Source organism: Paenibacillus sp. 01T442 (genome assembly GCF_056398345.1).
In genome coordinates this window covers 254,710-279,130 of sequence record NZ_JBFTPF010000002.1, presented here as the reverse complement: position 1 = coordinate 279,130, position 24,421 = coordinate 254,710, and the positions used below count along the sequence as shown (strand labels likewise).

The 24,421-nt window shown below is 49.4% G+C and carries 21 protein-coding genes; 14 read left to right on the top strand and 7 right to left on the bottom strand.

Annotated elements, in window-relative coordinates; genetic code table 11:
• Positions 1 to 134: 134 nt before the first annotated feature.
• The 5 genes from AC1DLM_RS04095 to AC1DLM_RS04075 all read left to right on the top strand — a co-directional run bounded on the left by AC1DLM_RS04095 (position 135) and on the right by AC1DLM_RS04075 (position 6,218).
• Positions 135 to 1,187, top strand: a complete 1,053-nt coding sequence (locus tag AC1DLM_RS04095; protein WP_477569195.1) for an NAD(P)/FAD-dependent oxidoreductase — start codon at positions 135 to 137, stop codon at positions 1,185 to 1,187.
• A 141-nt stretch (positions 1,188 to 1,328) separates the two neighbouring features.
• Positions 1,329 to 1,820 (top strand): CcdC protein domain-containing protein, encoded by a 492-nt coding sequence (locus AC1DLM_RS04090; RefSeq protein WP_477569194.1) that lies wholly within the window; start codon positions 1,329 to 1,331, stop codon positions 1,818 to 1,820.
• A gap of 120 nt (positions 1,821 to 1,940) precedes the next feature.
• Positions 1,941 to 2,912: an ornithine cyclodeaminase family protein gene (locus AC1DLM_RS04085; protein WP_477569193.1), complete on the top strand. Its 972-nt coding sequence runs from the start codon at positions 1,941 to 1,943 to the stop codon at positions 2,910 to 2,912.
• 12 nt (positions 2,913 to 2,924) lie between these two features.
• Positions 2,925 to 4,085, top strand: coding sequence for a dipeptidase (locus AC1DLM_RS04080; RefSeq protein ID WP_477569192.1), 1,161 nt, complete (start codon positions 2,925 to 2,927; stop codon positions 4,083 to 4,085).
• Between the two features lie 12 nt (positions 4,086 to 4,097).
• Positions 4,098 to 6,218, top strand: coding sequence for a CocE/NonD family hydrolase (locus AC1DLM_RS04075; protein ID WP_477569191.1), 2,121 nt, complete (start codon positions 4,098 to 4,100; stop codon positions 6,216 to 6,218).
• A gap of 338 nt (positions 6,219 to 6,556) precedes the next feature.
• Here AC1DLM_RS04075 and AC1DLM_RS04070 read toward each other — a convergent pair whose 3' ends face one another.
• The gene (locus AC1DLM_RS04070) at positions 6,557 to 7,216 is read right to left on the bottom strand and encodes a transmembrane-type terpene cyclase (protein ID WP_477569190.1); all 660 of its coding nucleotides are present in this window, start codon (positions 7,214 to 7,216) and stop codon (positions 6,557 to 6,559) included.
• 330 nt (positions 7,217 to 7,546) lie between these two features.
• Here AC1DLM_RS04070 and AC1DLM_RS04065 point away from each other — a divergent pair, with 330 nt between their 5' ends.
• The 4 genes from AC1DLM_RS04065 (at position 7,547) to AC1DLM_RS04050 (ending at position 13,041) form a co-directional block, all read left to right on the top strand.
• Complete coding sequence (locus tag AC1DLM_RS04065) at positions 7,547 to 8,305, top strand: GTP pyrophosphokinase (RefSeq protein ID WP_171629961.1); 759 nt, start codon at positions 7,547 to 7,549, stop codon at positions 8,303 to 8,305.
• A gap of 79 nt (positions 8,306 to 8,384) precedes the next feature.
• The gene (locus tag AC1DLM_RS04060) at positions 8,385 to 8,609 is read left to right on the top strand and encodes a hypothetical protein (RefSeq protein ID WP_056611059.1); all 225 of its coding nucleotides are present in this window, start codon (positions 8,385 to 8,387) and stop codon (positions 8,607 to 8,609) included.
• Positions 8,610 to 8,613: 4 nt separating this feature from the next.
• Positions 8,614 to 9,048 (top strand): DUF6526 family protein, encoded by a 435-nt coding sequence (locus tag AC1DLM_RS04055; RefSeq protein WP_477569189.1) that lies wholly within the window; start codon positions 8,614 to 8,616, stop codon positions 9,046 to 9,048.
• Between the two features lie 156 nt (positions 9,049 to 9,204).
• On the top strand, positions 9,205 to 13,041 hold the full coding sequence (locus AC1DLM_RS04050; protein ID WP_477569188.1) for an Npt1/Npt2 family nucleotide transporter: 3,837 nt from the start codon (positions 9,205 to 9,207) through the stop codon (positions 13,039 to 13,041).
• Between the two features lie 94 nt (positions 13,042 to 13,135).
• On the opposite strand, the gene AC1DLM_RS04045 is transcribed toward AC1DLM_RS04050, so the two are convergent.
• The 3 genes from AC1DLM_RS04045 to AC1DLM_RS04035 form a co-directional block, all read right to left on the bottom strand.
• Complete coding sequence (locus AC1DLM_RS04045) at positions 13,136 to 13,264, bottom strand: hypothetical protein (RefSeq protein ID WP_477569187.1); 129 nt, start codon at positions 13,262 to 13,264, stop codon at positions 13,136 to 13,138.
• 543 nt (positions 13,265 to 13,807) lie between these two features.
• Positions 13,808 to 13,966, bottom strand: coding sequence for a hypothetical protein (locus tag AC1DLM_RS04040; RefSeq protein WP_441992365.1), 159 nt, complete (start codon positions 13,964 to 13,966; stop codon positions 13,808 to 13,810).
• 283 nt (positions 13,967 to 14,249) lie between these two features.
• Positions 14,250 to 14,543, bottom strand: coding sequence for a hypothetical protein (locus AC1DLM_RS04035; protein ID WP_441992364.1), 294 nt, complete (start codon positions 14,541 to 14,543; stop codon positions 14,250 to 14,252).
• Positions 14,544 to 14,755: 212 nt separating this feature from the next.
• Here AC1DLM_RS04035 and pdaA point away from each other — a divergent pair, with 212 nt between their 5' ends.
• Positions 14,756 to 15,526 carry a delta-lactam-biosynthetic de-N-acetylase gene (pdaA, locus tag AC1DLM_RS04030; RefSeq protein ID WP_477569186.1) on the top strand — a complete coding sequence of 257 codons (771 nt, stop codon included), beginning with the start codon at positions 14,756 to 14,758 and terminating at the stop codon, positions 15,524 to 15,526.
• Between the two features lie 524 nt (positions 15,527 to 16,050).
• Here the strand turns inward: pdaA and AC1DLM_RS04025 are convergent.
• Positions 16,051 to 16,962, bottom strand: coding sequence for a peptidylprolyl isomerase (locus AC1DLM_RS04025; RefSeq protein WP_477569185.1), 912 nt, complete (start codon positions 16,960 to 16,962; stop codon positions 16,051 to 16,053).
• Positions 16,963 to 17,229: 267 nt separating this feature from the next.
• Between AC1DLM_RS04025 and trxB the strand changes: the two genes are divergently transcribed.
• From trxB to tpx, 3 genes are read left to right on the top strand one after another with little or no spacing between them, the layout of a single operon-like run.
• Complete coding sequence (gene trxB / locus AC1DLM_RS04020; protein WP_477569184.1) at positions 17,230 to 18,201, top strand: thioredoxin-disulfide reductase; 972 nt, start codon at positions 17,230 to 17,232, stop codon at positions 18,199 to 18,201.
• The gene (trxA, locus tag AC1DLM_RS04015) at positions 18,191 to 18,502 is read left to right on the top strand and encodes a thioredoxin (RefSeq protein ID WP_441992360.1); all 312 of its coding nucleotides are present in this window, start codon (positions 18,191 to 18,193) and stop codon (positions 18,500 to 18,502) included. The genes trxB and trxA overlap by 11 nt, the downstream gene beginning before the upstream one ends.
• 59 nt (positions 18,503 to 18,561) lie before the next feature.
• Positions 18,562 to 19,092, top strand: a complete 531-nt coding sequence (tpx, locus tag AC1DLM_RS04010) for a thiol peroxidase (RefSeq protein WP_477569183.1) — start codon at positions 18,562 to 18,564, stop codon at positions 19,090 to 19,092.
• A gap of 553 nt (positions 19,093 to 19,645) precedes the next feature.
• On the opposite strand, the gene AC1DLM_RS04005 is transcribed toward tpx, so the two are convergent.
• The gene (locus AC1DLM_RS04005) at positions 19,646 to 21,991 is read right to left on the bottom strand and encodes a UvrD-helicase domain-containing protein (protein ID WP_477569182.1); all 2,346 of its coding nucleotides are present in this window, start codon (positions 21,989 to 21,991) and stop codon (positions 19,646 to 19,648) included.
• A gap of 92 nt (positions 21,992 to 22,083) precedes the next feature.
• Here AC1DLM_RS04005 and AC1DLM_RS04000 point away from each other — a divergent pair, with 92 nt between their 5' ends.
• Positions 22,084 to 22,938, top strand: coding sequence for a YihY/virulence factor BrkB family protein (locus AC1DLM_RS04000; protein WP_441992358.1), 855 nt, complete (start codon positions 22,084 to 22,086; stop codon positions 22,936 to 22,938).
• Between the two features lie 36 nt (positions 22,939 to 22,974).
• On the opposite strand, the gene uvsE is transcribed toward AC1DLM_RS04000, so the two are convergent.
• On the bottom strand, positions 22,975 to 23,922 hold the full coding sequence (uvsE, locus tag AC1DLM_RS03995) for a UV DNA damage repair endonuclease UvsE (protein ID WP_441992357.1): 948 nt from the start codon (positions 23,920 to 23,922) through the stop codon (positions 22,975 to 22,977).
• Positions 23,923 to 24,421: the final 499 nt, after the last annotated feature.

Genomic DNA, 24,421 nt, shown 5'->3' with positions numbered 1-24,421 from the left:
CCCAGAATCCCCTGCCGTCCCATGGCATCGCAATGCGTTCAGCATTTTTTCAGTTGATAAAATCATCAAAAAGCAGTATCATTCATTAATAATGATTCTCAATATCAATTGGTGACTTAAGGAGGGAAATGCGCATGGAAGAGAACGAATTGTTTGATGTAACGGTTATTGGCGGGGGTCCAGCGGGTCTGTACTCAGCTTTCTATAGTGGGCTTCGTGAAATGAAGACCAAAATTATCGAGTTCCAACCGCATCTCGGCGGCAAAATACATGTGTATCCGGAAAAAATGATTTGGGACGTAGGCGGCGTCACACCGACACCAGGAGCGAAGCTGATCAATCAGCTTGTCGAGCAAGGACTTACGTTCAGCCCGGAGGTTGTGTTGAATGAGAAGGTGGAAGCTATCGCTAAAAACAAAGAGGATATCTTCGTCCTGCGCACAACATCAGGTCAGTTGCACTATTCCAAAACCGTGATCGTCGCGGTCGGCTCTGGCATCCTTAACCCGAAAAAGCTGGAGATCGAAGGCGCAGAGCGCTATGAAGTTTCGAATTTGAACTACACGGTGAAGTCACTGGGGCGCTTCAAGAACAAGACTGTCGTTGTTTCAGGTGGCGGTAACTCTGCTGTCGATTGGGCGAATGAATTGGAACCTGTCGCCAAGCAGGTCATTCTCAGCTACCGCAAAGAGCAGCTAACCGGACACGAAGCCCAAGTGAAGCAGTTACAGAACAGCTCCGTGATCTGCCACTTAAATACCTCAATTACGAAGTTATTTGCAGCTGGCGAGGACGCATCTATTGAACGCGTGGAACTGACGAATCATGAAACGGGAGAGGTTTCATCTGTGTTGGTGGATGAAGTGATTATCAACCATGGCTATGATCGTGACACGACCTTGCTAGAAAATAGTGAAATCGAGATCGCAAGAGCGGAAAATTACTATATCGCGGGTAATGCGAACAGCGAATCCTCTGTGCCAGGACTATATGCAGCTGGCGACATTCTTCATCATCCAGGCAAAGTGCATCTGATCGCGGGAGCCTTCCAAGACGCGGCGAATGCGGTGAATAAAGCCAAACTGTACATTCAGCCGACAGCAGAGAAGTTCGGGATGGTCTCTTCGCATAATCAAGCCTTTAAGAAGCGCAATAAAGAGTTAGTGAAGCAAATGTTTCAATCGTAATCTGGAAAAGCTACATAACCTAGGCACCCCGCGGGGTGCTTTTTACCGTCCAATCATATTGTCGGTCTCCAGACGGAGGTAAATCCTGATGAGTGGCCGTATAATTTCTGTAGAACTTGTCATCGAAAGGGGCACTACAATATGAACGCTGAAACACTCATCGGTTATGGAATCGGTGCTGTTGTAATTATTTTAGTTATTTGGTTAAGAACGCGAGGGAAAGCAAAGCCAATTCGGAATAAAGGAAGGAATATGCTGATACCAGTTTTTCTACTTCTCATCGTATTCGGGCTTAGTATTAGCTCGTTGACCCATATTCCGGATCAACCTTTTCATACTCCAGCTCTGTGGGAGCTGCTTTGTGCAGGCGTTCTCGGCGTTGCGTTAGGCAGTATTATGCTGTATCACACAGGATATGAGAAGCGGGAGGACGGTTTGGTCTATTCGAAGCCTAACCCTAATTTCAAATATGTGATCATTGCCGTTATCGCGGTCCGCTTGATATTGTCCCAGTATTTCAAAGGCTTGGATCCGTCGGAATTCGCTGTGTTAACGATGGTCATGGCGTATTTATACATTTGCGTGTGGCGTATCGGCAGCTTTCTCAAGTACCGGAAGGTTAGCGCTGGTTAAAAATACAAGCATGTGGGAGCACCTCTAGGGTGCTCTTTCTCATATCGCAAAATTCCCTCACTGTCTCCGACTTTGCTATAATGTTAAGAACTACATATAAGCAGGTGATGTCCCATACTAGTGATCAAATCAATCGAAGTGCAAGAGCTGCTTGCGATGCCAGCCTGTATTGAAATCATGGAAGCGGTCCTCGCCGATTTGGTGAATGGACATGCCGTGCAGGCATTACGATCTGTTGTCCTGCTGGAAGGCGGCAATGTGATGGGGCTGATGCCGACATATTTGAAAAGAGATGAAAAGGTTGGCGCCAAAGTGATCACCGTGTTTCCGGGGAATCATGGAAAAGGCTTCCCTTCACATCAAGGCTTTGTCTCACTGTTCAATTCGACCAATGGTCAATTGGAGGCGATTGTGGATGGCACGCGAATCACAGCCATCCGAACCGCAGCGGTCAGCGCAGCAGCAACGAAGTTGCTGGCGAAGCCCGAGGCCGCTACTCTTGCCGTGATCGGCACGGGCGAGCAAGCCCGCACGCACATCGAGGCGATGCTGCTCGTGCGCCCGATCACGAAGATCATGGTATGGGGGCCGAACCCGGCCCATGCCGAGCGTTTGAGAGCCGAGACGGCAAGCCGGTATCCGGCTGTCTTCGTCTCGATTGCATCCTCCGCACAGGAGGCTGTGGCGGATGCGGATATCATCTGCACGGTGACGGCGTCGACGACGCCGATCGTGCAGGGCGCATGGATCAAAGCAGGCGCGCATGTAAATGCCGTCGGCGCCTGCCGAGCGAAGGACCGCGAGCTCGATACCGAGCTGGTGCGCCGGGCTGAGCTTTTTGTGGACCGCACAGAATCCGCTGTGAACGAGGCGGGTGATTACCTGATCCCTCTGCAGGAGGGAGCCATCAGTGGAGATCACATTTTAGCTGAAATTGGTGAGCTGTTGGTGGGTGCCAAAGAAGGAAGACGCTCCGCCACGTCTATCACGCTGTTCAAATCATTAGGGCTTGCTTGCGAGGATCTGGCAGCGGCCACTTATATCTACAAGGAAGCGATTCGCACGGACAAAGGAACCCACATTGACTTCTAGGAGTGTGCATCGATGAATTCGACAGAAGGATTATATCCATTGGGCCTTACACCAGAGCAAGAAGAACGGGCACGGGAGCTGCATGAGAGCTCGATTATTATTGATCTTTTGTTCCAGGGACCGCTATCTCCAAAGGCGATTCCGCAGGCAGTGTCCGAGAGCATTCGGGAGGCGTGTGAGCCGTATAAAGAGGATACATGGACATACAGCGCGATGCCGAGCAAAATTATTCACGACATGGCGGCTCGCGGAGAGATCTCCGAGTTCAAAGATGAGTGGTACCGTTCGGGTATCACGGCAGGGAATCGTCAACTAGATGTGTCTAGTGTGGACAAGATTCTGATCAGCATGGGTGATATTCAGCGTCAATTTGATGCGAACGACTGGCTTGTGAAAGCTGTGACGGCAGAGCAGATTCGCGCAGCGAAGGCTAGCGGACTTAAAGCGGGAATCGTAACGGCACAGGAAACAGATGGCTTAGGCAAAAATCTCGAGCTGCTCGAGGCGATGTACAATTTTGGGCTGAGAGTGCTGCAGCTTACCTATAACAATCAAAATTATATTGCTTCCGGCTGTATGGAAGAGGCGAACGGCGGCGTGAGCAAGTTTGGTACGCGTTTTATTAGCAAAATGAATGAGCTGGGCATCATCGTAGACACGAGTCATTGCGGTAAACAAACGACACTGGACGCGTGCCGACTTTCAACAGCGCCAGTGATTGCTTCGCACACGGGTGTTGAAGCGATTTACAATCATAAGCGCTGCAAAAGCGATGAAGAATTCCAAGCCATTGCCGCAACGGGCGGCGTGATTGGCGTGTTCGCGATGCCGTGGTTCGTCCACGGGGATCCCAATGATACAACAATCGAGCATGTGCTCGATCACATGGATTATCTCGTCCGACTGGTCGGCGTGGACCATGTCGGCATTGGCACGGACTGGCCGATGAGCGATGTGGCGTGGTCGTTGGTCTATTTTAAAGAACATATTGCGCCTCGCATTGGGTTTGCCAAAGGGGATGGACCCTCGACGGAAACGGTGAAAGGGCTTGAGAAATATAGCTATTTTATTAATTTTACCCGTGGTTTAGTGGCAAGAGGTTACTCGGATGAGGATGTTCGCAAAATGATGGGTGGAAACTGGCTGCGCGTGTTTGAAGCGGTGTGCGGATAGGAGATGGCGGAGATGACTATGGGGACGACGATTTATAAGCTGTATGCGGCGGGCGTGTATGAGGGGACGATTCGTTTTACGGAGAGTGCCATTATGCATGCCAAAGTGGATGCACGTCGGCGGACGCAGATGCAGGAGAATGTTCTTGCGGAGTCCGCGGGCTACATCCTTCCTTTGCACAAAATTAGTGTGAATCAGTCCCATTATGCGGGTGCGGAGTGGCAGGGGAATTCTGTTACGCTGGGGAATGGCGATGTGTATCAGAAGCATGTCCAGTACACGGGTGAAGTAGCGGGCAGAGAGGTCGTTGCGCAAGTTTGGGCTTTGCGTAAGGATACTGCGCTTGATATCGTGACCGTGGATGGCAGTATTGTCGCTTTCGTGGCACCGAACCGGTATGGCATGGAAGTGCTGGTCGTGGAGGGTTATGAGGCCGTGACACCGTTGGTGGAGTATGCAGATCCTTTGCTGTCCAAGCCGGAGTTTGGCGTGGATGATCTGGGAACGGATTTAATCCCCATGCGCGATGGCGTTCGTTTGGCAACGGATGTGTATCTGCCGGAGGGCGTGGTGCCAGGTACGAAGCTGCCGACGATTCTGATCCGTACATGCTATGACCGCAATCTGCGGAAGACGTTCTTTATGCGGTGGGCGAACAAAGGCTATGCCGTCGTCAATCAGGACGTTCGCGGGCGCGCCGATTCCGAGGGGGAGCTTGTGCCGTTCTTTTATGAGCGGGAGGATAGCTCGGACACGATCGATTGGATCGTAGCGCAGGACTGGTCCGACGGGAACGTGGGCATGTGGGGAGCGTCGTACCTCGGCTACGTAGTAACAGCCGCAGCGACGAGCGGGCACCCGAATTTGAAGGCTGTCGTGAACGAAGTGAACGTCGGTTCGCCGTTCGTGGATACGGTGCGCAAGGGCGGTACCGTGTGTTCGTGGCCTTTGCTGTGCTGGACGTTAGCGCAGTCGGTGGGGACGCGGACGGATTTTGATATCTTCGGAGGGCGGACGGTCAGCCCTGAGAAGGCTGTGGATGCGAGGCCGATTCGCGAGATCCCGCAGCAGATGATCGGGAAGGCTTCAGGTCCGTGGGATATTTGGAGTGAGCATCCGGAGTATGATGATTTCTGGCGCAATTGCACGTATAGCGAGCGCGGAGAGCACGTGAAGGCGCCGATGTTCGTCATCTCGGGCTGGTACGATGGCGACAGTGCGGGCGTGTCGGAGACATGGCGGATGCTCACGAAGCACGATGTGCCTAACCGCAAAATCTGGCTCGGACCCTGGGAGCACGGCCCGAATCGTGCACGTGACCTGCTGGACACCAGCTTCAGTAACGATGCTGTTGTGTATAACTACGATGTGAACGTGCTGCGCTGGTTTGATCGGTTTTTGAAAGGCATCGCCAATGGCATCGAGCAGGAGCCGCGCGCTAGGTATTATGTGGTCGGCACCAACGAGTGGCGGACCTCCGATGATTGGACGCCGAGCGAGGCGACGGCCACGAAGTGGTATCTGGGCAGCGGCGGACGAGCCAACTCGAGCCTTGGCGATGGCGTGCTGACACTGAAGATGGCTCAAGCGCAGCAGGCTGAGTCGGATTCGTACGTGTACAACCCGGAGGAGCCTGTCGCGGACAGCGGTGAGCGTGAGCCGGAGAACATGCGGAAGCATGAGCTGCGCAGCGACATCCTCGTGTACACAAGCGAGGTGTTGGCGGAGGCCGTGACCGTGGCGGGCGAGCTGTCTTGCGAGCTGTACGCGTCGAGCAGCGGCGTGGACACGGATTGGGTTGTGACCTTAAGTGATGTGGACCCGAAGGGGAACTCCATTAAGCTGTCCAACTACATCGTGCGCGCGAAGTACCGTGGCGGCTTGGATGCGCCGGAGCTGCTAACGCCGGGGAAGGTCGAGAAGTTTGCGATTTTTATGCAAAATATCGCACATACCTTCCCGGTCGGGCACTGCTTACGATTTACGGTGACTTCGTCTAGTAAAATGATCGCGTTCCCGAATACGAATACCGGCTTGAATCCGTATGAGGATCCACAGCCGGTCGTGGTGACGCAGAAGATCTATCACTCGGTGACGTATCCGAGCCATGTGAGTCTGCCGATTTTGGGGTAGCGAAATAAAAAGAAAAGTGGCTGTCCCATAAGTAGATTCTTCTACTATAGGACAGTTTTTTCATTTTTGTAGCGTGCAAGAATGGCCATAGTTTCCATGATCAAATGGTTAATAAATTGCGCAGGGGAACTTAGAAACCTTATTTGGTTGGAATCGCTCGATATCGGAATCCGAGGGGAACGTAGATGCGCTAATTTGCTGATTTTCGTTATTTATCGAGTTTTTTGGCAAAATAGGGCATTGTAGTTCCCCTTCGATGATGATTTTTCCTATTTATCCGCAATTAGGACATCCGCGTTCCCTTTCGAGGGGGACATATGGAGGATCCTCTTTTTTTGCTAGGCACGGAGGGTAGGTACCAACTGGGCATTCGAACCTTTCGTCATGCGCAAAGCCCGATGAACAATCGCAATATAGACAATATCCGCAATCGTCACTAACACGCACATAATGGTAAGTAGAAAAGAGTCCGGGTACAACGAGTAGCAGAGGATAGATGCGCACAAGGTGCCGATCATTTTGTAGTAGGCGATGTAGATCGTCTGGCCCTTGAGGCCTTGGGTGAAAGGCAACTTGATAAACAAGATCGACATCATCAGATTGATGCCAAAGGCTGTGTATTTACCTTCCTGATCATGAAACTCGACGACCATGCCGACATGGAGCAGCAGAGAAATGACAAGTAAAGAGAAGATCGCTGGCAGGAGCAGGCGTGGCGGAAACTGGCGGTTGGCAAAATAGACACCTTGAAAAAGAATGACACAGTCCAGCAGAAACCAGACCAGCGAAATGACCATCTGCAGCGGGTGAAATGGCATCACGAAGGCGAACAGAAACTCCCACGTGATATTAGCGCAAATAGCTGCCAGTGGCATGCCGCAGGCGCGATCCTTGAACCCTTGGATAATGATGAGAATATAGGTGATGGTCCAGAAAATAGCTAGTCCATATTGCAGGAAAAGCTCCATTTGATTAGATAGCAAGTGCTGCATCGCCATAGTGGGAAAGCACATCCTTTCGCGGGTGTCTCTCTCCATTTCTATGTACAAGCATTGAGAAAAAGAAGGGGTCATTGTGGATAACTTTAATGTTATCTTGCTGTAGTCTCACAGCGAAGATACGAAAAATGCCAACATGATTCTGAATCGCTGGGGCACTCTAAAAAGCGATTACTTCACGTATAAAATGCACTAATTCATACAACAGACACGAAAGACACCCAAGCGGTGTCTTTTCTCATCGCTGCATTTGCGTAGAGCGATCTCCATGATTTAAACTAGCAAGGAATGGAAAAATAACGATAATTTAAGGATGGACTCGGTATGAATATGATTACGAATCAGTTTTCGATGAATGATTTGAAAAAGTTTAAACACGAAATTACACGCTTTATGATGACCTATAAGTTTGCGCTGGATGAAATGGAGACGAGAATCGATATCCTCGTTCAAGAATTCGAGATGCTGCATGAATATAACCCGATTGAACATACGAAATCTCGGTTGAAATCGCCTGAAGGTATTTTTCAAAAGCTGATGAGAAAAGGCGGAGAGCTCTCTTTCGAAGGCATTAAGGGCAGCGTGAAGGACATTGCCGGTTTGCGAATTACATGCTCGTTCGTGTCCGATATTTATGTCATTTCCAAGATGCTGAGAAATCAGAATGACCTTCATATTTTGAGCGAAAAAGACTATATCAAAAATCCGAAGCCCAATGGCTACCAAAGCTTACATTTGCTCATTGAAGTGCCAGTACATATGTCGGACCGCGAAGAGCGCGTCTGTATGGAAGTGCAAATTCGTACGATTGCCATGGACTGTTGGGCGAGCCTGGAGCATAAAATATTTTATAAATTCAATGAAGGCAACCAAGCTGTACCTGCTCGTCTCTTAGAAGAATTAAAGCAAGCGGCAGCCTCAGCGGCGGCACTTGATTCACAGATGGAACGGCTGCATGCTGAGATCAGTGTGATTAAGGAAGAGCAGGCGGATATCGCCGAAGATGCCTTGAATCAAATCATGATAAGCAATCAGAAATTTGCGTTGCCGAAAGCACTGCTGGCGCTCATGAGCGAAGAGGAGTCCTAGGTGGCAGATGAAGGTAATTGGGTGATGAGGGTGTTTTCGTGCTATAATAGAAGGATCGGATTGAGAAGGGTGCGAAAACATGCAATCATTTGAAGACTGGAATCAAAAGGTGAAGACAACCTTCAACGCGACTAGCAATGAAGCGGTGCTCACGGTAATGGAAGCGGGTAAAATCTTAGGTTTGTCGAAAGATCAGATGAAGCAATATGTGGACAAAAACAATTTGACGAAAGTGCCGATCATGCGAAGTGTGCACCGTTATCTATTATTAGAGAGTGAGATTACTCAGATTGTGGGGAAATAAGTAGATGAAGGTTCAGAATTATGTCAATCATCGACGTATGCATCCGTTGTATCACTATGTCTTTTCGTTGTTGGCAGTAGGCTTAGTGGTTCTATCCATTATGCAGCTTGTTAGTGCCTTAAAGGCCAACGATCAGGTACTGCCAGCAGTCATTTTTGTCCTCATAGCTGTTATTGTGGTTGTGATTTTTTTGCTTATCCGTACCTACCCAATCAAGGCTCAGGATCGGGCGATTCGAGCAGAAGAGAACCTTCGGCACTTTGTGCTGACACAGAAGCTGCTAGATAAGAAGTTAACGATGGGACAAATTGCGGCTTTGCGTTTTGCATCGGATGAAGAGTTTCCTGCACTTTGTAAGAAGGCAGCAGCGGAGCGGATGACTCCGGATGCGATTAAGAAAGCAGTACGCAGCTGGAGAGGCGACAATTTTAGAATTTAATAAAATGTCTACTAGCGGAAGACACATCTACGGATGATGTCTTTTTTTGTATGTTCTTACGTCATTTTGTTGAAAATGTAGTTATTTTTTCCTAGGACTTCTGGTACAATTTTAGGAAAGAGTCATGATCGTTTAATTTTTAGAATGAGGTGCCGTGTGAGCAGCAGTATTAGTAAAACGTATCGATCCTTTTTAAATAAAATGAGTGAGGATAAGAAGGAATACAGGAAAGTATTTCTGTTATTTGCCTATTTGTTCTTCGTGGTATCGGCATCAACAATCGGACGAACGGCGGCGGATACACTCTTCCTAAGTCGGTTCGACAATTCCTATTTGTCCCTGATGTACTTGCCGCAGGCACTCGTTATGATTACAGCAGGTATCGTATTCCAACGTTTCTCGCCTAAGGTACGCTTAGAAACTCTCCTCAAGCTGATGATTCCGCTGATCTCGGCTTTCGTGCTGATCTCTAGATTCGGTGTAGGACTCGAGCTGCGCTGGGTGTTTCCTGTCATTTACATCGGATACGATGTGTTCAATTTCCTGATGATTGTCTGCTTCTGGCAGTTCGCAACTTCGGTAATGGACGGGCGGAAAGCGAAGCAGATGATCGGGCTCGTAGGCAGCGGGGGGATTATGGGCGGAATTTTGAGCGGCTTCGGCCTCAAGGTTCTTGTTCCACTCGTCGGAACGGCTAATTTAATCTATGTATATGCCGGACTGCAATTACTTGGTCTTGTCGTTGTGCTTGTCATCTTGGGCATGACCAAAGATCAGGGTGATTCGAAGCCAGTGCAGGGTCGCAAAGCCTCGTCTAAGTCTTCATCTGTCCAGCAAAAAGGCGGCCTTTTCGCGAGTGTGCCTCATCTCAAATATGTCGCGATTCTGGCTGCTGCACTCGTCGTTTCGCTAACCTTAATTGATTATCAGTTCAAGGTCATTCTGCGCGGCACCTTGCAAAATGAAGCATTAGCCGGCTTCATGGGAAGCTTCTACGGCTTCTCTGGGTTGATTGCCCTCTGTGTGCAATTATTCGTGTCAGGGCGTGTGATTACGCGATTCGGTGTGATGACGGCGCTGTTAATTTTCCCGATTGCTCTCTTCGCGGGAAGTCTCGGAATCCTCGTATTGCCGGTCCTGGCTATGGCGGTTGTGGTCAAAGGAAGCGATAAAGTCGTTGGTGACACGATCTACTCCTCTGTGAGCCAATTAGTGATGTTCCCCGTTCCTCCGGAATGGCGGAATAAAGCGAAGGGCTTCTTGGACGGGATTGTCCGTAACGGTGCCAAAGGACTTGCAGCCATCTGTCTTCTCCTCGTTACTCGATTCGTAGCCCCTGAGAAGTTGAGTTATATCGTGTTAGTTTTGCTCGTTGTGGGGATTTTTGCGGGCATCAAGGTAAAGAAAGCCTACTTAACAACGCTCTTGTCCAATCTCAAAACAGGCGGCGACGACCTGCAAAAAGTCGAGCTTAACCTCATGGATTCCGTGACTCGGCAAATCTTGGTTGATGCACTGAACGGTTCGGACAAGCAGCAAGCGCTGTATGCGTTCGGTCTTTTGAAGGAGACAAGCTCGTTTGATCTAACGCCGCATTTGGACGGTTTACTGCGTCATGCCATACCCGAAATTCGCTTAGAAGCCTTGGCGTATGTGGAGATGAAGGTGCCGGAAGGTTTTGAGCCTGTTTTGCAGGAACTGATCGCATCTGAACATGTACAAGTCAGAGCTAAGGCGATTATCGCGCTCTCTGCTTATGCGGAAGAAGATTATGTCGATGAGATTACTGTGCATTTGGAAGACCCCTCTGTCGAGGTTCAAGCAGCAACGATTGCGGGTTTAGTCAAATATTATAGTATTGAAGGCATGTTCCGAGCAGTTGGGAAGCTGAAAGAGATGATGGAGAGCGGACACGAAGAGGAACGGATCGCGATGGCCGCATTATTTGGACAAATCCGTGTGAAAAACTTCTACAAGCCGCTTATCTCCCTTTTGCAGGATAATAGTCCGTTGGTTCGAATTCGGGCTTTGGAGTCCGCAGCTATTTTGCACGTGCCTCCGTTACTTGTACCGATTATTGGTATGTTAAAAGATAGCAAAACCCGGCGCTACGCCATCGCCGGGCTCGCCGCGTACGACGAAGATGATGTGCTGCCACAGCTGGCGCCATACTTGGAGCAGCAGGAAATTAACTTATATTTGCCTGCAGTGTTTGAAAGCATGGGAACACAACGTGCGATGGACATGTTGTTTGCTTGTTACGAGAAAGCGCCATACGCCTTGCGGGACCGTATCTTAGAGTCATTGCAACGCATGAGTAAGCAATTGCCTCAGCCGGATAGCCGCAAGGTGGAGGCGTATATTTTCCAAGAGCTTACGCTGTATGCCCAGTTTGCTGAGCATGGCGCATGCATTGTTGGTGAAGATGACTATGCGGAAATAGAGAAGATGATTGGCGAAATTCGTACGGCCATTACAAGACGTGTGTTTTTATTGTTGGCGCTTCTAAAAGATGGGCAAACCATGCAGGCCGTGTATCTGGACTGGTCGGAAGGAGATTCGCGTCAGCAGGCCAATGCCGAAGAGGTTATTGATCAGACGCTTCAAGGGACTTTGCGTACAGAGATGGCCAAATTCATGGCAGGCTCTCGCAATCTGTCCAAGGTAGCCGCAAGCAAGGTTGAGCTGAATTTGCATTTGAGCTGGCTAGCTAAGCAAGGGGATGAATGGCTGACTCAAACGATCCAGTACCATACGCCTCGGAAGTCGGTTACGGTGGTAAACGTCGAGCTTGCAGATCTCATGCATCGCGTGCAGTTGCTTCGTCGTGTTTCGTTATTCCAGGGTCTCACGAGCAGAGACTTATCTGTTATCGCGAAGCGACTGCATAAATTGGCCGTCGAACAAGGCGATACGATTATTAAAGAAGGCGATCCAGGCGACTCGCTTATGCTGGTAGATGAGGGCAGAGCTGGTGTCTACCGCAACAAGCAGCTCCTCGGTGAGCTGAATCTGGGCGATTGTTTCGGTGAGATGGCGATTCTGACAAACAGTGCGCGTACAGCAACGATTAAAGCTGAAGAAGACATGGTACTGTGGCGTCTGGACTCATCTGTGTTCTACGATATGATGTTCGATCAGACGAGCATTGCTGTTGAAATGATGAAGCTGCTTTCGCGCAGACTGCGCTCCGAGTTGGAACGTGGACAGGGGAAAGCGCAGGCTTCTGCGGCGGAGCAGGGGGAAGAGTTGGCTGGAGATCCGGGGCAAGCTCTGGTGGAAGGTCAAGGAGAAGATCAAGAGCAAGGACAAGTGCGAGAACAAGGTCACGAAGAAGGACAAGATCAAGATCAAGGACAAGATAAAGGTCAAGGTCAAGGTCAAGATCAAGGACAAGATAAAGGTCAAGGTCAAGGTCAAGATCAAGGACAAGATAAAGGTCAAGGTCAAGGTCAAGATCAAGATCAAGATCAAGGACGAGATGGGGATGAAGAAGCTGCACGGTCAGAGCTTGTGCTTGCTCAGGCGGAGGCTGCTGTTGCGGCATTGCAGGAGCCACAGACGGTGGCGGAATTGACGAGGGATGAAGCGATTTTACGCCGGATCCTCGTCTTGCAAAAGATCGACCTTTTCGCCCATCTGGGCCCAAATGACTTTATTTGGTTGGCTCAAATGGTCGAGGAAGTTGCGTATGAGCCTGGCGAAGCGATCTGCCGTGCAGGGGACTTCGGAGATACGATGTATGGCATCATCGAAGGCAGCATCCGTGTCCACCGCGGCAGTGAGGAGTACGCGCTGCTAGGCGAAGGTGCATTCTTCGGCGAAATGGCCATCATCGACAGCGGCCCTCGATCAGCGGATTGCACAGCAAAGGACCCAGCCGTGCTGCTCCAGCTGCACCGTGACCTTGTGCTGAGCTTCTGCTTCCAGAACATCGACGTACTGCGCAGCATGATGCGCGTCATTGCGGATCGGCTGCGCGGCATGATCTAGACTAGTAAACAGCAAAGGAGTCCAACCCTGGTAAGGGGTTGGACTCCTTTTTGGTAGTGGGAACTTATAAGCACTAACATAAACTCCCCATCCTTCAAAAAATCAGCGCGCCAGAATCGAACTCGATCCCTCGTCCAAGCACACTTCCCCATTCATCCGGTTCATCCGCATCAGACACGCCTCCGAACCCCATCCACTCTCCACTTCTCCCTTTAATCTGCACATTTGACTCACCCGATCCCCGTCCAGTCCCTACTTTCCCCATCCAATCAGCTTAACAGACACTAACTCGATTCCTCCAATCCCACTCCCGCATCCAATCAGCGCTTCAGACACGAATAACTGGATTTTCTCCATCTAAATTAGCTCTGTTTCACGTATTCGAGGGATTAAATGTATTTCCTACAGTTAAATCCCTGGTTTTGGCCCGATTCCCCAAAATCGGAACGAATTAGCTGTATGTTTTCCAGTTATTTGTCAGAAACAAGCGAATTCGCGAAAATTAACTGTAGTTTTTACAGGTAAAGCTGGGAAAGGGTACTTATCCACAGGTACTCTGTCGCCCGAGTCGAGTCCACCTCAACCGAAGAGGCAACCCAAGTGATTGCCTCTTCAAGATTAGCTAGTTTGACACAATAGGGGCTTAAGAAGCGCAAACGGACAATAGGCAGCACTGGGAGTTACTTAAGAGAAGAACAACTGGATTTTCTCCATCTAATTGAGCTCTGTTTCACAGATTTTGAAGGTTTAGATGTATTTCCTGCAGCTAATTTTCGGGATTTAGCCCGGTTCCCCAAAATAGGAACGAATTAGCTGTATGTTTTCCAGTTTTTCCAACGCGGCTTGCAATCTCTTTGGCCAACAGATCTGTCTGCAGAAACATGATCTTGGCTTTCTCAATACGCAAGGCATACAAGTAGCTCATCAGCGTTGTTCCCGTGGTTCATGGCCGGCGAAGTGTAGCGTGAGATGACCTTGGCGAATGATAACGAATTGATATTTGCTAGGTGAACTTGTAACAGCTAAGGCGGAACAAGCCACCTGAATATGATCAATTAGCGGAATAAGCGGGATCATTTTGATCGAAATTCACTGCACATGAACTCCTTTCTAGGCAGCCTAGGTCGTAGTCTCATAGTGACATAAAAGCAGGGCAGCAACCAGCTTTCGCTAACAAAAAAAGCACCCCAACTGGGTGCCGCGCGCGATTACATCGCATACACACTTTTACTAATGATTTCCGGCAACTCAGCACGCTGGGCTAGATATTGCTCGGGTGTGATGCTGCCATTAAAAAGTCGCAATTGCAGCTGCTCCGTTAGCTCCGCTAACTGGAGTTCAATGACCTTCTGTACATCAACCTGGTTAGCTCTCGCGATATCGGCTAAAGAAAATCCGTTAACCTGTGCTGTATAAATGTCTTCCTCTGACGATAGCTTTAGGACATGCAGTAAATCTTCTTTGATTGGTTTAGGATCTCGTCTACGAATATGAATCTCCACCCCTACAGATCATGTACTCTATTCTATTCAGATGAAAGCCAAGTGGAATGGGGGGATATCACAGAATTCGGAGGATGCGAAATATAATATTGGGATTCAATCAGGTGGCTTACACATAATCTCCTGCCGTGGTGTGGCATATTAGTAACAGTCACAATTGGCTGTAACTCGCCGCAACTCATCACACAAGGCAAGGAGTGCATGACATCCATATGAAAATCTTGCGCATTCTCCTATTTTCCCTAGCTCTTATGGCGGGGCAAATGACTACGGTCTCAGCGGATGGAACCTATCATTTTGGTTTCAAAAAGAGTGTCAACGGCCAGCCGCCATCGATCGATGAAGAGGGATTTAAGGGCCTCTTGAAGCAGCACGGCGCTGTGTTTACAGGCGATCAGTCACAAAAGGAATTGTACTTAACCTTCGATAACGGGTATGAACAAGGCTACACAGGTCGAATTCTGGATGTGCTCAAAGAGAAACAGGTGCCGGCTATATTTTTCGTGACAGGCCACTATATTCGGACAGAACCAGAGCTGCTCAAGCGCATGACCGCCGAGGGGCATCTGATTGGCAACCATTCATGGAGTCATCCCGATATGAGTCAGATTCCGGCGGAGCGCATTCAGAAGGAGCTTAACCAAGTGAAAGACGAGGTCGCCGCGGTGACGGGGCAAAAGGACATGCACTATCTGCGCGCTCCGCGGGGCATATTCAATGACCGTTCGCTGGCTGTCAGCCATGGGCTTAACTACACGAATGTGTTCTGGTCCGTTGCGTATCGCGACTGGGAACCTAAGAAGCAGAAGGGCTGGGAGTATGCCTACAAAAATGTGATGGCCCAGCTGCATCCAGGTGCCGTCATTCTGTTGCACTCCGTGTCTAGTGACAATACGGAAGCGCTGGGTAGAATCATTGACGCTGCGCGGGCGCAGGGCTACCAGTTCAAAAGCCTGGACGAGATGAAGCTTCGCACACCGTAAAGGATAGGAAAACCCCCTTAGCTGTTGTAGCTAAGGGGGTTTTGGGTGTTGTGTAGGTAGTGAGGGTCCCGCGGGGCCGTCTCACTGAAGCCTCGCCAGTCGCAATGCGATCGATCATGCCATTAGACGCCGCCCCGTCTCAATGCGTTTGTCCATGCTGCAGACGCCCTACCCGTCCTAACGTGCTCGCCCATCCCACCAGTTGTCCCGCCTACCGATTAACTGGATTTTATGCAGCTATTTTCGTGAATTTAGCTCGAATTTTCCAAATAGATGGATTTCATGTAGCTAAATAGCGTCATATTTCAAGGATAGCTGAGATCCGATAGAAATAACTGGAGGTTTTCCATCTAAATCGAATTTCGAGTGGAAAAGGCTCAATTTAACTACGTATTTTACAGTTATTTCAGTCCGAGGGCATCCGCTGCACAGGGCGCAGGTGGCTTTTCTCGCGCTATTCACCCGACCGCATCAGTCCCGCCGGATGCTTGCCCGAATTCACATACGTCTCACTTAAGCTTGAACTAGGTTGTCTTAGTCAAATCGGCAAGATTGTTTTCAATCTTAGCTTCGGATTTCTTTTGCTCCAACCAGGTCTGGGAAAGCGTTGAAATCTTTTGATCAACTAATGATTGTTTAATTGTAGCTGTTTTGTCTGCAAGTGTAGGTGTTGAAGCAGCTTTATGATCCGTTACTTTAATAACATCGTACCCTGTTGCTGTTTGTACCGCAGAACTGACACCGCCTGTTTCCAAAGCAAATGCCGCGGCTTCAAACACGGGATCTCCTTGTCCTGCCGAGATATAGCCCAGATCTCCGCCTTTATCCTTGGTTGCTGCATCCGTGGAACTTTCCTTTGCAAGTGTTGCGAAATCTCCGCCGCTTTTCAACTTCGCTATTATTGCATTAGCCTCAGCTTCCGTCGCTACAGAGATATGAGAAGCTTTCACTTGCGCAGGTACTTTTAATGATTCTAAATTTTCATCATAATATTTTTTGATTTCATCGTCTGTGACCGTGACTTGTGGCTCCAAAATCTTTTTCAACGTCACTTGCGATTGCATGTTTTTCTTCAAATCGTCCAGTGTCATGCCATAGTTGGCAAGTGCTTGGTTAAATTCATCCTCAGAGCCATATGTTGCTTTAATCGTTTGAATCTCGTTCGTCACATCGGCATCTGTGATCTGAATTCCTGCTTTTTTACTCTCTTGGCTGATAAGTTCTTCTGTGATCATCGAGTCTAACGTTTGTGCTCCGCCACTTGCTACCAACGCGTTATACAGCTTCGTCGTGCTTATTTCAACTCCATTGACCTTGGCAACAGCTTTCTCATCGCTATTTTTAGAAACGGGTGGGAAAACCGAAGCATAAGCGATCAAGATGACCAGTAGGGCGGATGATGTCCACACCCATGTGCGATTATTTTTTGATTTCATGTATATACGTCCTCTCGTGATGTGACTGTTGGTGTCGTTCTCGTTCTGAATCCCATTATGCCTGACCAAGCTGAAGGAAGTATGAGTGGAAGCTGAACGTGAGCTTAATACATAATAGGTACACATTATTTAATTGTACACAATTTAATTGTTGACAAAATAAAATAGGATTGGTATGATTCATTCATAAGGTTTGCTACAAATTGAATTGTACACAATATTAATTCGGGAACATCAGTATTTCGGTAGTTAAAAGGAGGAATTCCTATGCATCACAAAGCGATCATTATCGGAACAGGACCTGCGGGACTAACCGCAGCCATCTACTTAGCAAGAGCGAACATCTCACCGCTAGTTATAGAGGGCATACAGCCAGGTGGTCAACTGACCACAACAACAGAAGTCGATAACTTCCCAGGTTTCCCTAATGGGATTACGGGGCCTGAGCTAATGGACAATATGCGGAAACAAGCGCTTCGCTTCGGGGCAACGATTCAGTCGGGGCGCGTTACAGAAGTGGACTTCTCTAGGCGTCCATTTACCTTATTTCTCGAGGATGGCGGGCAATTGACCGCAGACTCGCTGATTATTTCAACAGGTGCAACAGCTAAGAAATTAGGGATACCTGGTGAAGCCGACAATATCGGCAAAGGGGTAAGTACATGTGCAACGTGTGACGGATTTTTCTTCCGGAACAAAAAGATCATCGTTATTGGCGGCGGTGATACGGCAATGGAGGAGGCACAGTTTTTAACTCGATTCGCTTCCGAAGTGCGTATAGTCCATCGTAGAGACGATCTCAAAGCTTCAAAAATCATGCAGGATCACGCTCGCGGCAATAGCAAAGTAGCTTGGAGCTTGAACCGTACACCACTTGAAGTGGTGGCAGGGCCGCTGGGTGTGACAGGACTGAAGGTCCACAATAACGCTACAGGTGAAGAAGAGTTGCTTGAGGCGGACGGGATTTTCCTAGCGATCGGGCATACCCCGAATACGGGTTTCTTAGGCGGGCAGCTGCCAACCGATGAGCTTGGTTACTTGCAGGTAATCCCAGGTACATCCCAAACCACGATCCCAGGAGTATTCGCTTGTGGTGATGTACAAGATCGGATCTATCGTCAAGCGATTACTTCAGCAGGAAGCGGCTGTATGGCCGCGCTCGATGCCGAACGCTTTATTTCGGAGCAACAAGTGAATGAAGAGCACGAACTACAAGGAGGAATGAGCTATGTCCGTTAATCATATTTCAGATGCTACTTTTCAAAATGAAACGGGGACCGGTACCGTCCTCGTCGATTTCTGGGCGCCATGGTGCGGCCCTTGTAAAATGATCGCTCCAATCCTAGATGAACTATCAGCTGAAGTCGGTGACTCCGCGAAAATCGTTAAAATCAACGTAGATGATAATCCCGAGTCCGCTGCGAAATACAACGTGATGAGCATCCCGACCTTACTTGTTTTTAAAGATGGGCAAGTCGTCGATCAGTTGGTTGGGTTGCAAAGCAAAGAGAAGTTAAAGGCTGTTATTGCAGCGGTTTAAGCTAGGTCGAAATACTAGGAAAAACAAACCATTCACATATACCTTAGGAGGACTATGATATGACACAGACACACCTACAAGAACGCACAGGCATCGCCACCCTTGGCGGTAACCCCATCACTTTACTGGGGCCAGAAATCAAAGTAGGGGATCAAGCACCCGATTTTAAAGTGAATAAGGATTTGATGACCGAAGTCAGCCTGGCGGATTATGCGGGCAAAGTAAAGCTCATTTCCGTTGTGCCATCCGTCGATACAGGGACATGTGACGCTCAGACGCGCCGGTTCAATGTGGAAGCTGACAAACTTGGTGATGACGTCGTTATTTTGACGATATCGGTGGATCTGCCATTTGCACAAAGTCGTTTCTGTGGCGCTGCGGGGATTGATAAAGTCGTCACCCTTTCCGATTACAAAAATCGCTCGTTCGGTCAAGCATATGGCGTGCTTATCAAAGAGATCCAGTTGGATCAGCGTGCGATCTTCATCGTGGATGCGAATGATACGGTTCGCTATGTGGAGTATTTGACTGAAATGAGTCACCATCCGGATTATGAGGCAGCTTTGGAGGCGTTGAGAGCGTTAGTGTAAAATGCGTTTGTGTAAAATGTCGAGATGAAAGAAAAGAGCAGTCATCCCTTGTGGGATGGCTGCTCTTTAGCGTTGGAGATAACTGTGCGCAAGGGCATCATGCCGGCCAGCGGCGGCACGCTAGCGCACAAAAACTGTGCGCAAGGGCATCAAGCCGGCCAGCGGCGGCACACTAGCGCACAAAAACTGTGCGCAAGGGCATCAGGCCGGTCCTCGGCGGCACGCTAGCGCACAAAAATTGTGCGCAAGGGCATCATGCCGGCCAGCGGTGCACGCTAGCGCACAAAAATTGTGCGCAAGGGTATCATGCCGGCCAGCGGTGCACGCTAGCGCACAAAAACTGTGCGCAAGGGCATCAGGCCGGTCCTCGGCGGCACGCTAGCGCACAAAAACTGTGCGCAAGGGCATCAGCCCCGTCAGCGGCGGCACGCTAACGCACAAAAATATAACATTCTAATGTTTGACGGCGCATGTAGTAGGGTAATGTTGTATGCTGTACAACATTTGTTTTCGCGGGAACGACACAAGCTAAAGGAGAAGATCAAAATAGCCGCTACCGCCGCGCAAGCGCGATCTCGCGGCTGCCCTTGACCATGCCCGCGCCGCACAGCGGGCACGCCTTCGCCGCGAGTCGGGCCTCCTGCGGCGAAGAGATCCGCGACCAGGCTTTGCAGCCGGTCGCGCTGCACAACCACGCCGCGACCCGCTCGGTCGCGGTCGCAGCACTTCCAGTCGCGGCTGCGCCAGCGACTGAACGCCCGGCCGCAGCTCCGCCAGCGGCCGAGAACCCGCCAGCCGGCTTGCTGCGGCTGGTGACAATGCCTGCGTCCGCGCCAGGGAACGCGGACAGCAAGAAGCGGGAAGGCTCCGCCTTCTTCCCGCGGTAGAACGCCGGCGAGCTGATCAGCAGCTCGCCCTTCGCCCTTGTCACGGCGACATAAGCCAGTCGCCGTTCTTCCTCAAGCGCGGCAGTTCCTTTGTCGCGCCCCGCAACGCCCGCCATTTTGACATCGTCCAAATGGCTTGCATCGAGTGCCGAGGAATGCGGCATATTGCCTTCAATCGCACAGAGCAGGTACACGATCGGGAACTCGAGTCCCTTCGATTTATGAATCGTCATCAGCGAGATTTTATCCGCAAATTGTTCTTTGCTTTGCATCCGCATTTCCGTGCGTTTTTCCGCTACTTCATGGATAAAATAAAGGAACTGCTCGACCGTGTTGAACCTCTTCGCAGAGGATTCCAGTTCGTCCAGCGTTTCCTTCAGCATCTCACGATGCTGTGTAAGCTTACTGCGCTTATTCGTCTCGAGAAACGCATCGTAGAAATCTTTGCGAATCGCTTGAATGGCTGCGAGCGGTGTCATCTCGACGAGGGATTTGATCAGACGAATGCGGGCTTTCAGCTTTTCTTTCTGAAATTCCTTTAACTGTGGGAGACCCAGCAGATGGATTAAAGGCCACTTTTTCGCCTGAATCGCTTCTTGATCTTGAATAATACGCATGCCTTGGTCTCGTCCAATATATAATGAGGGGAGGACCCCTTCGATCGCTTCGAAATTCCGACGCTCATGCGCAATTCGCAAATGGTCAATAATCGGCTTCACCATCCACTGTTCATAGAAGGAATCATTCGAACCATAATCGACAAAAGGGAGGTTATGCAGGATTAACGCCTCAATAATAGCCCGACTGTTACTCGCCGTCCGATACAAAATCGCGAAATCCCCATACTGCCTGCCGCCCTCAGCTACCTTAAGCCGAAGATCGTCGATTAACCAGTCCGCCTCGTCATCACTGTTCGCAGGCTTCACATAGTGCGGCTTAAGTGTGCTTTCCTTGGTGGCCAGAAGTGTCTTGGATTTTCGCTGCACATTATGCTTAATGATCGCATTGCCTAAGCCAACAATACTCGACGTCGAGCGATAGTTGATATCAAGCGTCACGGTTGTTGCCGTGGGGTACTGCTCATGGAATTGCAAAATAAACTCATTTCTCGCCCCATTGAACGAGTAAATCGTCTGGTCATCGTCACCAACAACCATCAGATTCTGATGAACTGCCGCAATCATTTTAATAATTTCATACTGAACGGTATTCGTATCTTGGAACTCATCGACACTGATGTATGTAAATTTGCGTTGCATGGAGCGGAGAATGTCGGGATTGTGGAGGAGCAGTTGGTATGCCTTGATCAAAATATCATCGAAATCGATCTTCTGTTGCTCCATTTTCCACTGTTCATACTGCAAGAAAATTTTCTTTGCTTCCCGTTCCTCTTCTGTGCCTTCCGGGAGATCTTCGACCTCGATGAGCTGCATTTTGTAAGAGGAGAGCAGGGAAATGAGCACTTCAGGCTGATACGTATCCTGCAAGCCCATACTAAGCATGATCCGCTTGAAAACAATTTGCTGAAAGCGGCCATCGCTCAGAATTTCCTGCTGCAGCCCGTTCATCCGCAGTAATCGCAGGCAAAAAGCATGAAACGTCCGCACCTGCATCACGTTCGCCATACTCGCATGAAGACCAGGCATCGTCGTGAGACGTTCCCGCATTTCTTCAGCAGCCTTTTTGGAAAACGTAATAAGAAGTAGATTCGCAGGCTGTACCTGATGGACACGGAGCAAGTAGGCGACGCGGCACACAAGTACCGTCGTTTTCCCTGAACCTGCGCCAGCTAGCGTGAGAAGAGGGCCTTTGAAGTGCCTGACAGCCTTGATCTGAGCTTCATTGAGAAGGATACCGTGTTCCTCTAAGTCGCGGAAGAAATAACTATCGGAATCACCATCGGGTACAAGCTTTGTGCTATTGGTAAGAAGCGCCATTTGGGCATGAGGGACCGGGCGTTCAGTAGTTGGTTTAAAGCCTAAAGGCGTTGTATACATAGGCATGGTATTCATGTGTCGACCACCTGTTTCATAACATTGTTTCGTGCAAGACTGAACCACCTATTTTACCACAATTATAGCCGTATGAAAGGAAAAATAGCCGTATGGTTAAATCTTACGTTAAATTATTGTGGGGGCAGTTCAATGAACACGATGCCACCGGGCTGGCTGCGCAGTGCGCATACTATTTTCTGCTCTCCCTTTTTCCATTATTGCTGTTCGTAATGAGCTTACTCGGCTACTTGCCGTTCTCCTCCGACGATGTCGTCGGCTTGATTCGGGAGTACATTCCGGGTGCTGTGGCAGGGTGGCTCGAGGAAACGCTCAGTAATCTGCTCAATGTCAAAAGAGGCGGAACACTCTCCTTCGGGATCATCTTGGCCCTAGTGAGCGCCAGCGCGGCAATGAACGCTATTGTTCGGGCTGTCAACAAAGCATACGGCTTGCCCGAGCGTAAAAGCTTCATTCACTCTCGCTTTTTAGCTATCATGCTTACGTTAGGTATGTTAGTCGTGATCATCTCAGCGCTGCTGCTCAGCGTGTTCGGTCACTGGATTGGGGATTGGTTAGCGGAGCACGTACATGTGGCGAGTGCCCATATTGAGTTGTGGAACAATCTTCGCTGGATTATTAACTTTGTCATCATTTTTGTCGTCTTCATCGGCATTTACTATATTGCACCCAACACGTGCTTAACGTGTAAAAGCGTGCTGCCAGGCGCCTTGTTCGCCTCCATTGGTTGGCAAGGAACGTCGCTAGCGTTCTCCTTCTATGTCAACAGCTTCACCAACTACAGCGCGACGTACGGCAGTATTGGCGGGATCATCGTGCTGATGACCTGGTTCTACATCTCAGCGCTCATTATCATTATCGGCGGCGAAATTAACGCCTTGCGTTATGTGAAAAATATACACCAGGCCAATGCAGCCCTGGATAAGACGGAAAAGAACCGAATCTGAGATTATCAGATCCGGTTCTTTTTGTAGTTTATAATCTCACCAGCTCAAAACCCCACCCTCCAACCGCTTTACACCGCGGATTTTGCCAAGTTGCTCTGCAAGACGAAACAAAGCCAAATCCTTCACCTTCGCTTCAATCATGACGTCGATGCGGGTGAGACCAATCTCTTTGCAGCTTTTGAGAAAAGCTGTAAGCATCTCGGGCTCTATGTAGTCCGCGTGGGAGCGAAATTCCTTCTCGCTCTTGGGCGAGGAGACGTGGATCTTCATAGGCAGTTCTCCCCATGTTTGGGCAATCTGAGGAAGCAGATCGATGGGAGAAAGGGCGGACGGATTGCACCAGTCGTGATGCAAATCCAGCATGCACGGGCGCTGCAGCCTCTGACTTACGGTGAGCGTTTCTTCGAGCGTGTACGTTTTGTCATCGTTCTCAAAAGTCAGCCGCCGCATCGCAGACTCGGGCACCTTCGGCGCGTTGTCGAAAAGCTTCTGCGTCGCAGCCTCCTTATCACCATACACACCGCCAACATGGATGTTAATGATGGCGGCTTCGTCCAGCCCCATGCCATCCAGAATGGCCGCATGATAATTCAAATCCTCAATCGCCGCAGCAACGACCTTATCGCTTCCGTTGAGCAAGGTGAATTGATTGGGGTGCATGCTGAGCCGCATATCGTGTGCCTTCGCGAAGTCACCGAGCTTCCGAAGCTCGTCAGCATACTCCCCGGCAACATCAATCTGCACATCCGGATGAGTGGCCAGAGGGATTAGTGCGGACGAAAGTCGAAACAAACGAATGCCATGAGCGGCATTATAATAGAGAATTCGCTGCGTCGCTTGGAGGTTTTTGCGGCCAATTTCGATAGCACGCTGCATGGCCTCTTCGCATGGCCGCTCGGAGAATAGCTTGTACGTGAACGTCGAGCTAGGCGTGTTATTATAAATAGCCATTGCAGTTGATACGAATCCAAGTCGAATAATCACATTAGTCCTCCGTTGCTCGAAAGTTAATAGTTACTCTAGTGTACCCCTTTTTCTAGCTAGCTTTCTAACAAATTTTCATCGTGGCCATTAGGACACCMCAAAATCTCCGACTCCACTAGACAGGTATACCTCTAAAAACTCCCACTCTACTCCAACAGGCCAAGTAAACATCTCCCTCATCATTCAACAGGACAGGTACACATCTAACCTCCACCACTCAACAGGATAGGTACACATCTAACCTCCCACTCCACAACACAGGTACAATCAAAAAACCTCCCAATCCACTGGACAAAGGTGGAGGGGAGGCTAGTGGTCTGCGCTACGCAGGCAGTATAACTGTAAAAAGTACATCTAATTCGCCGGGAATTAGCCGAAAATCGCAAATAGATGGAAAACATCCATCTATTTCTTGCTATTTCGCCGATTATCTCGTTATTACTCGAAAATAACGTGAGTTTTTCCAGTTATTTCGCTACACGAGTCGTTATCGCCTGAA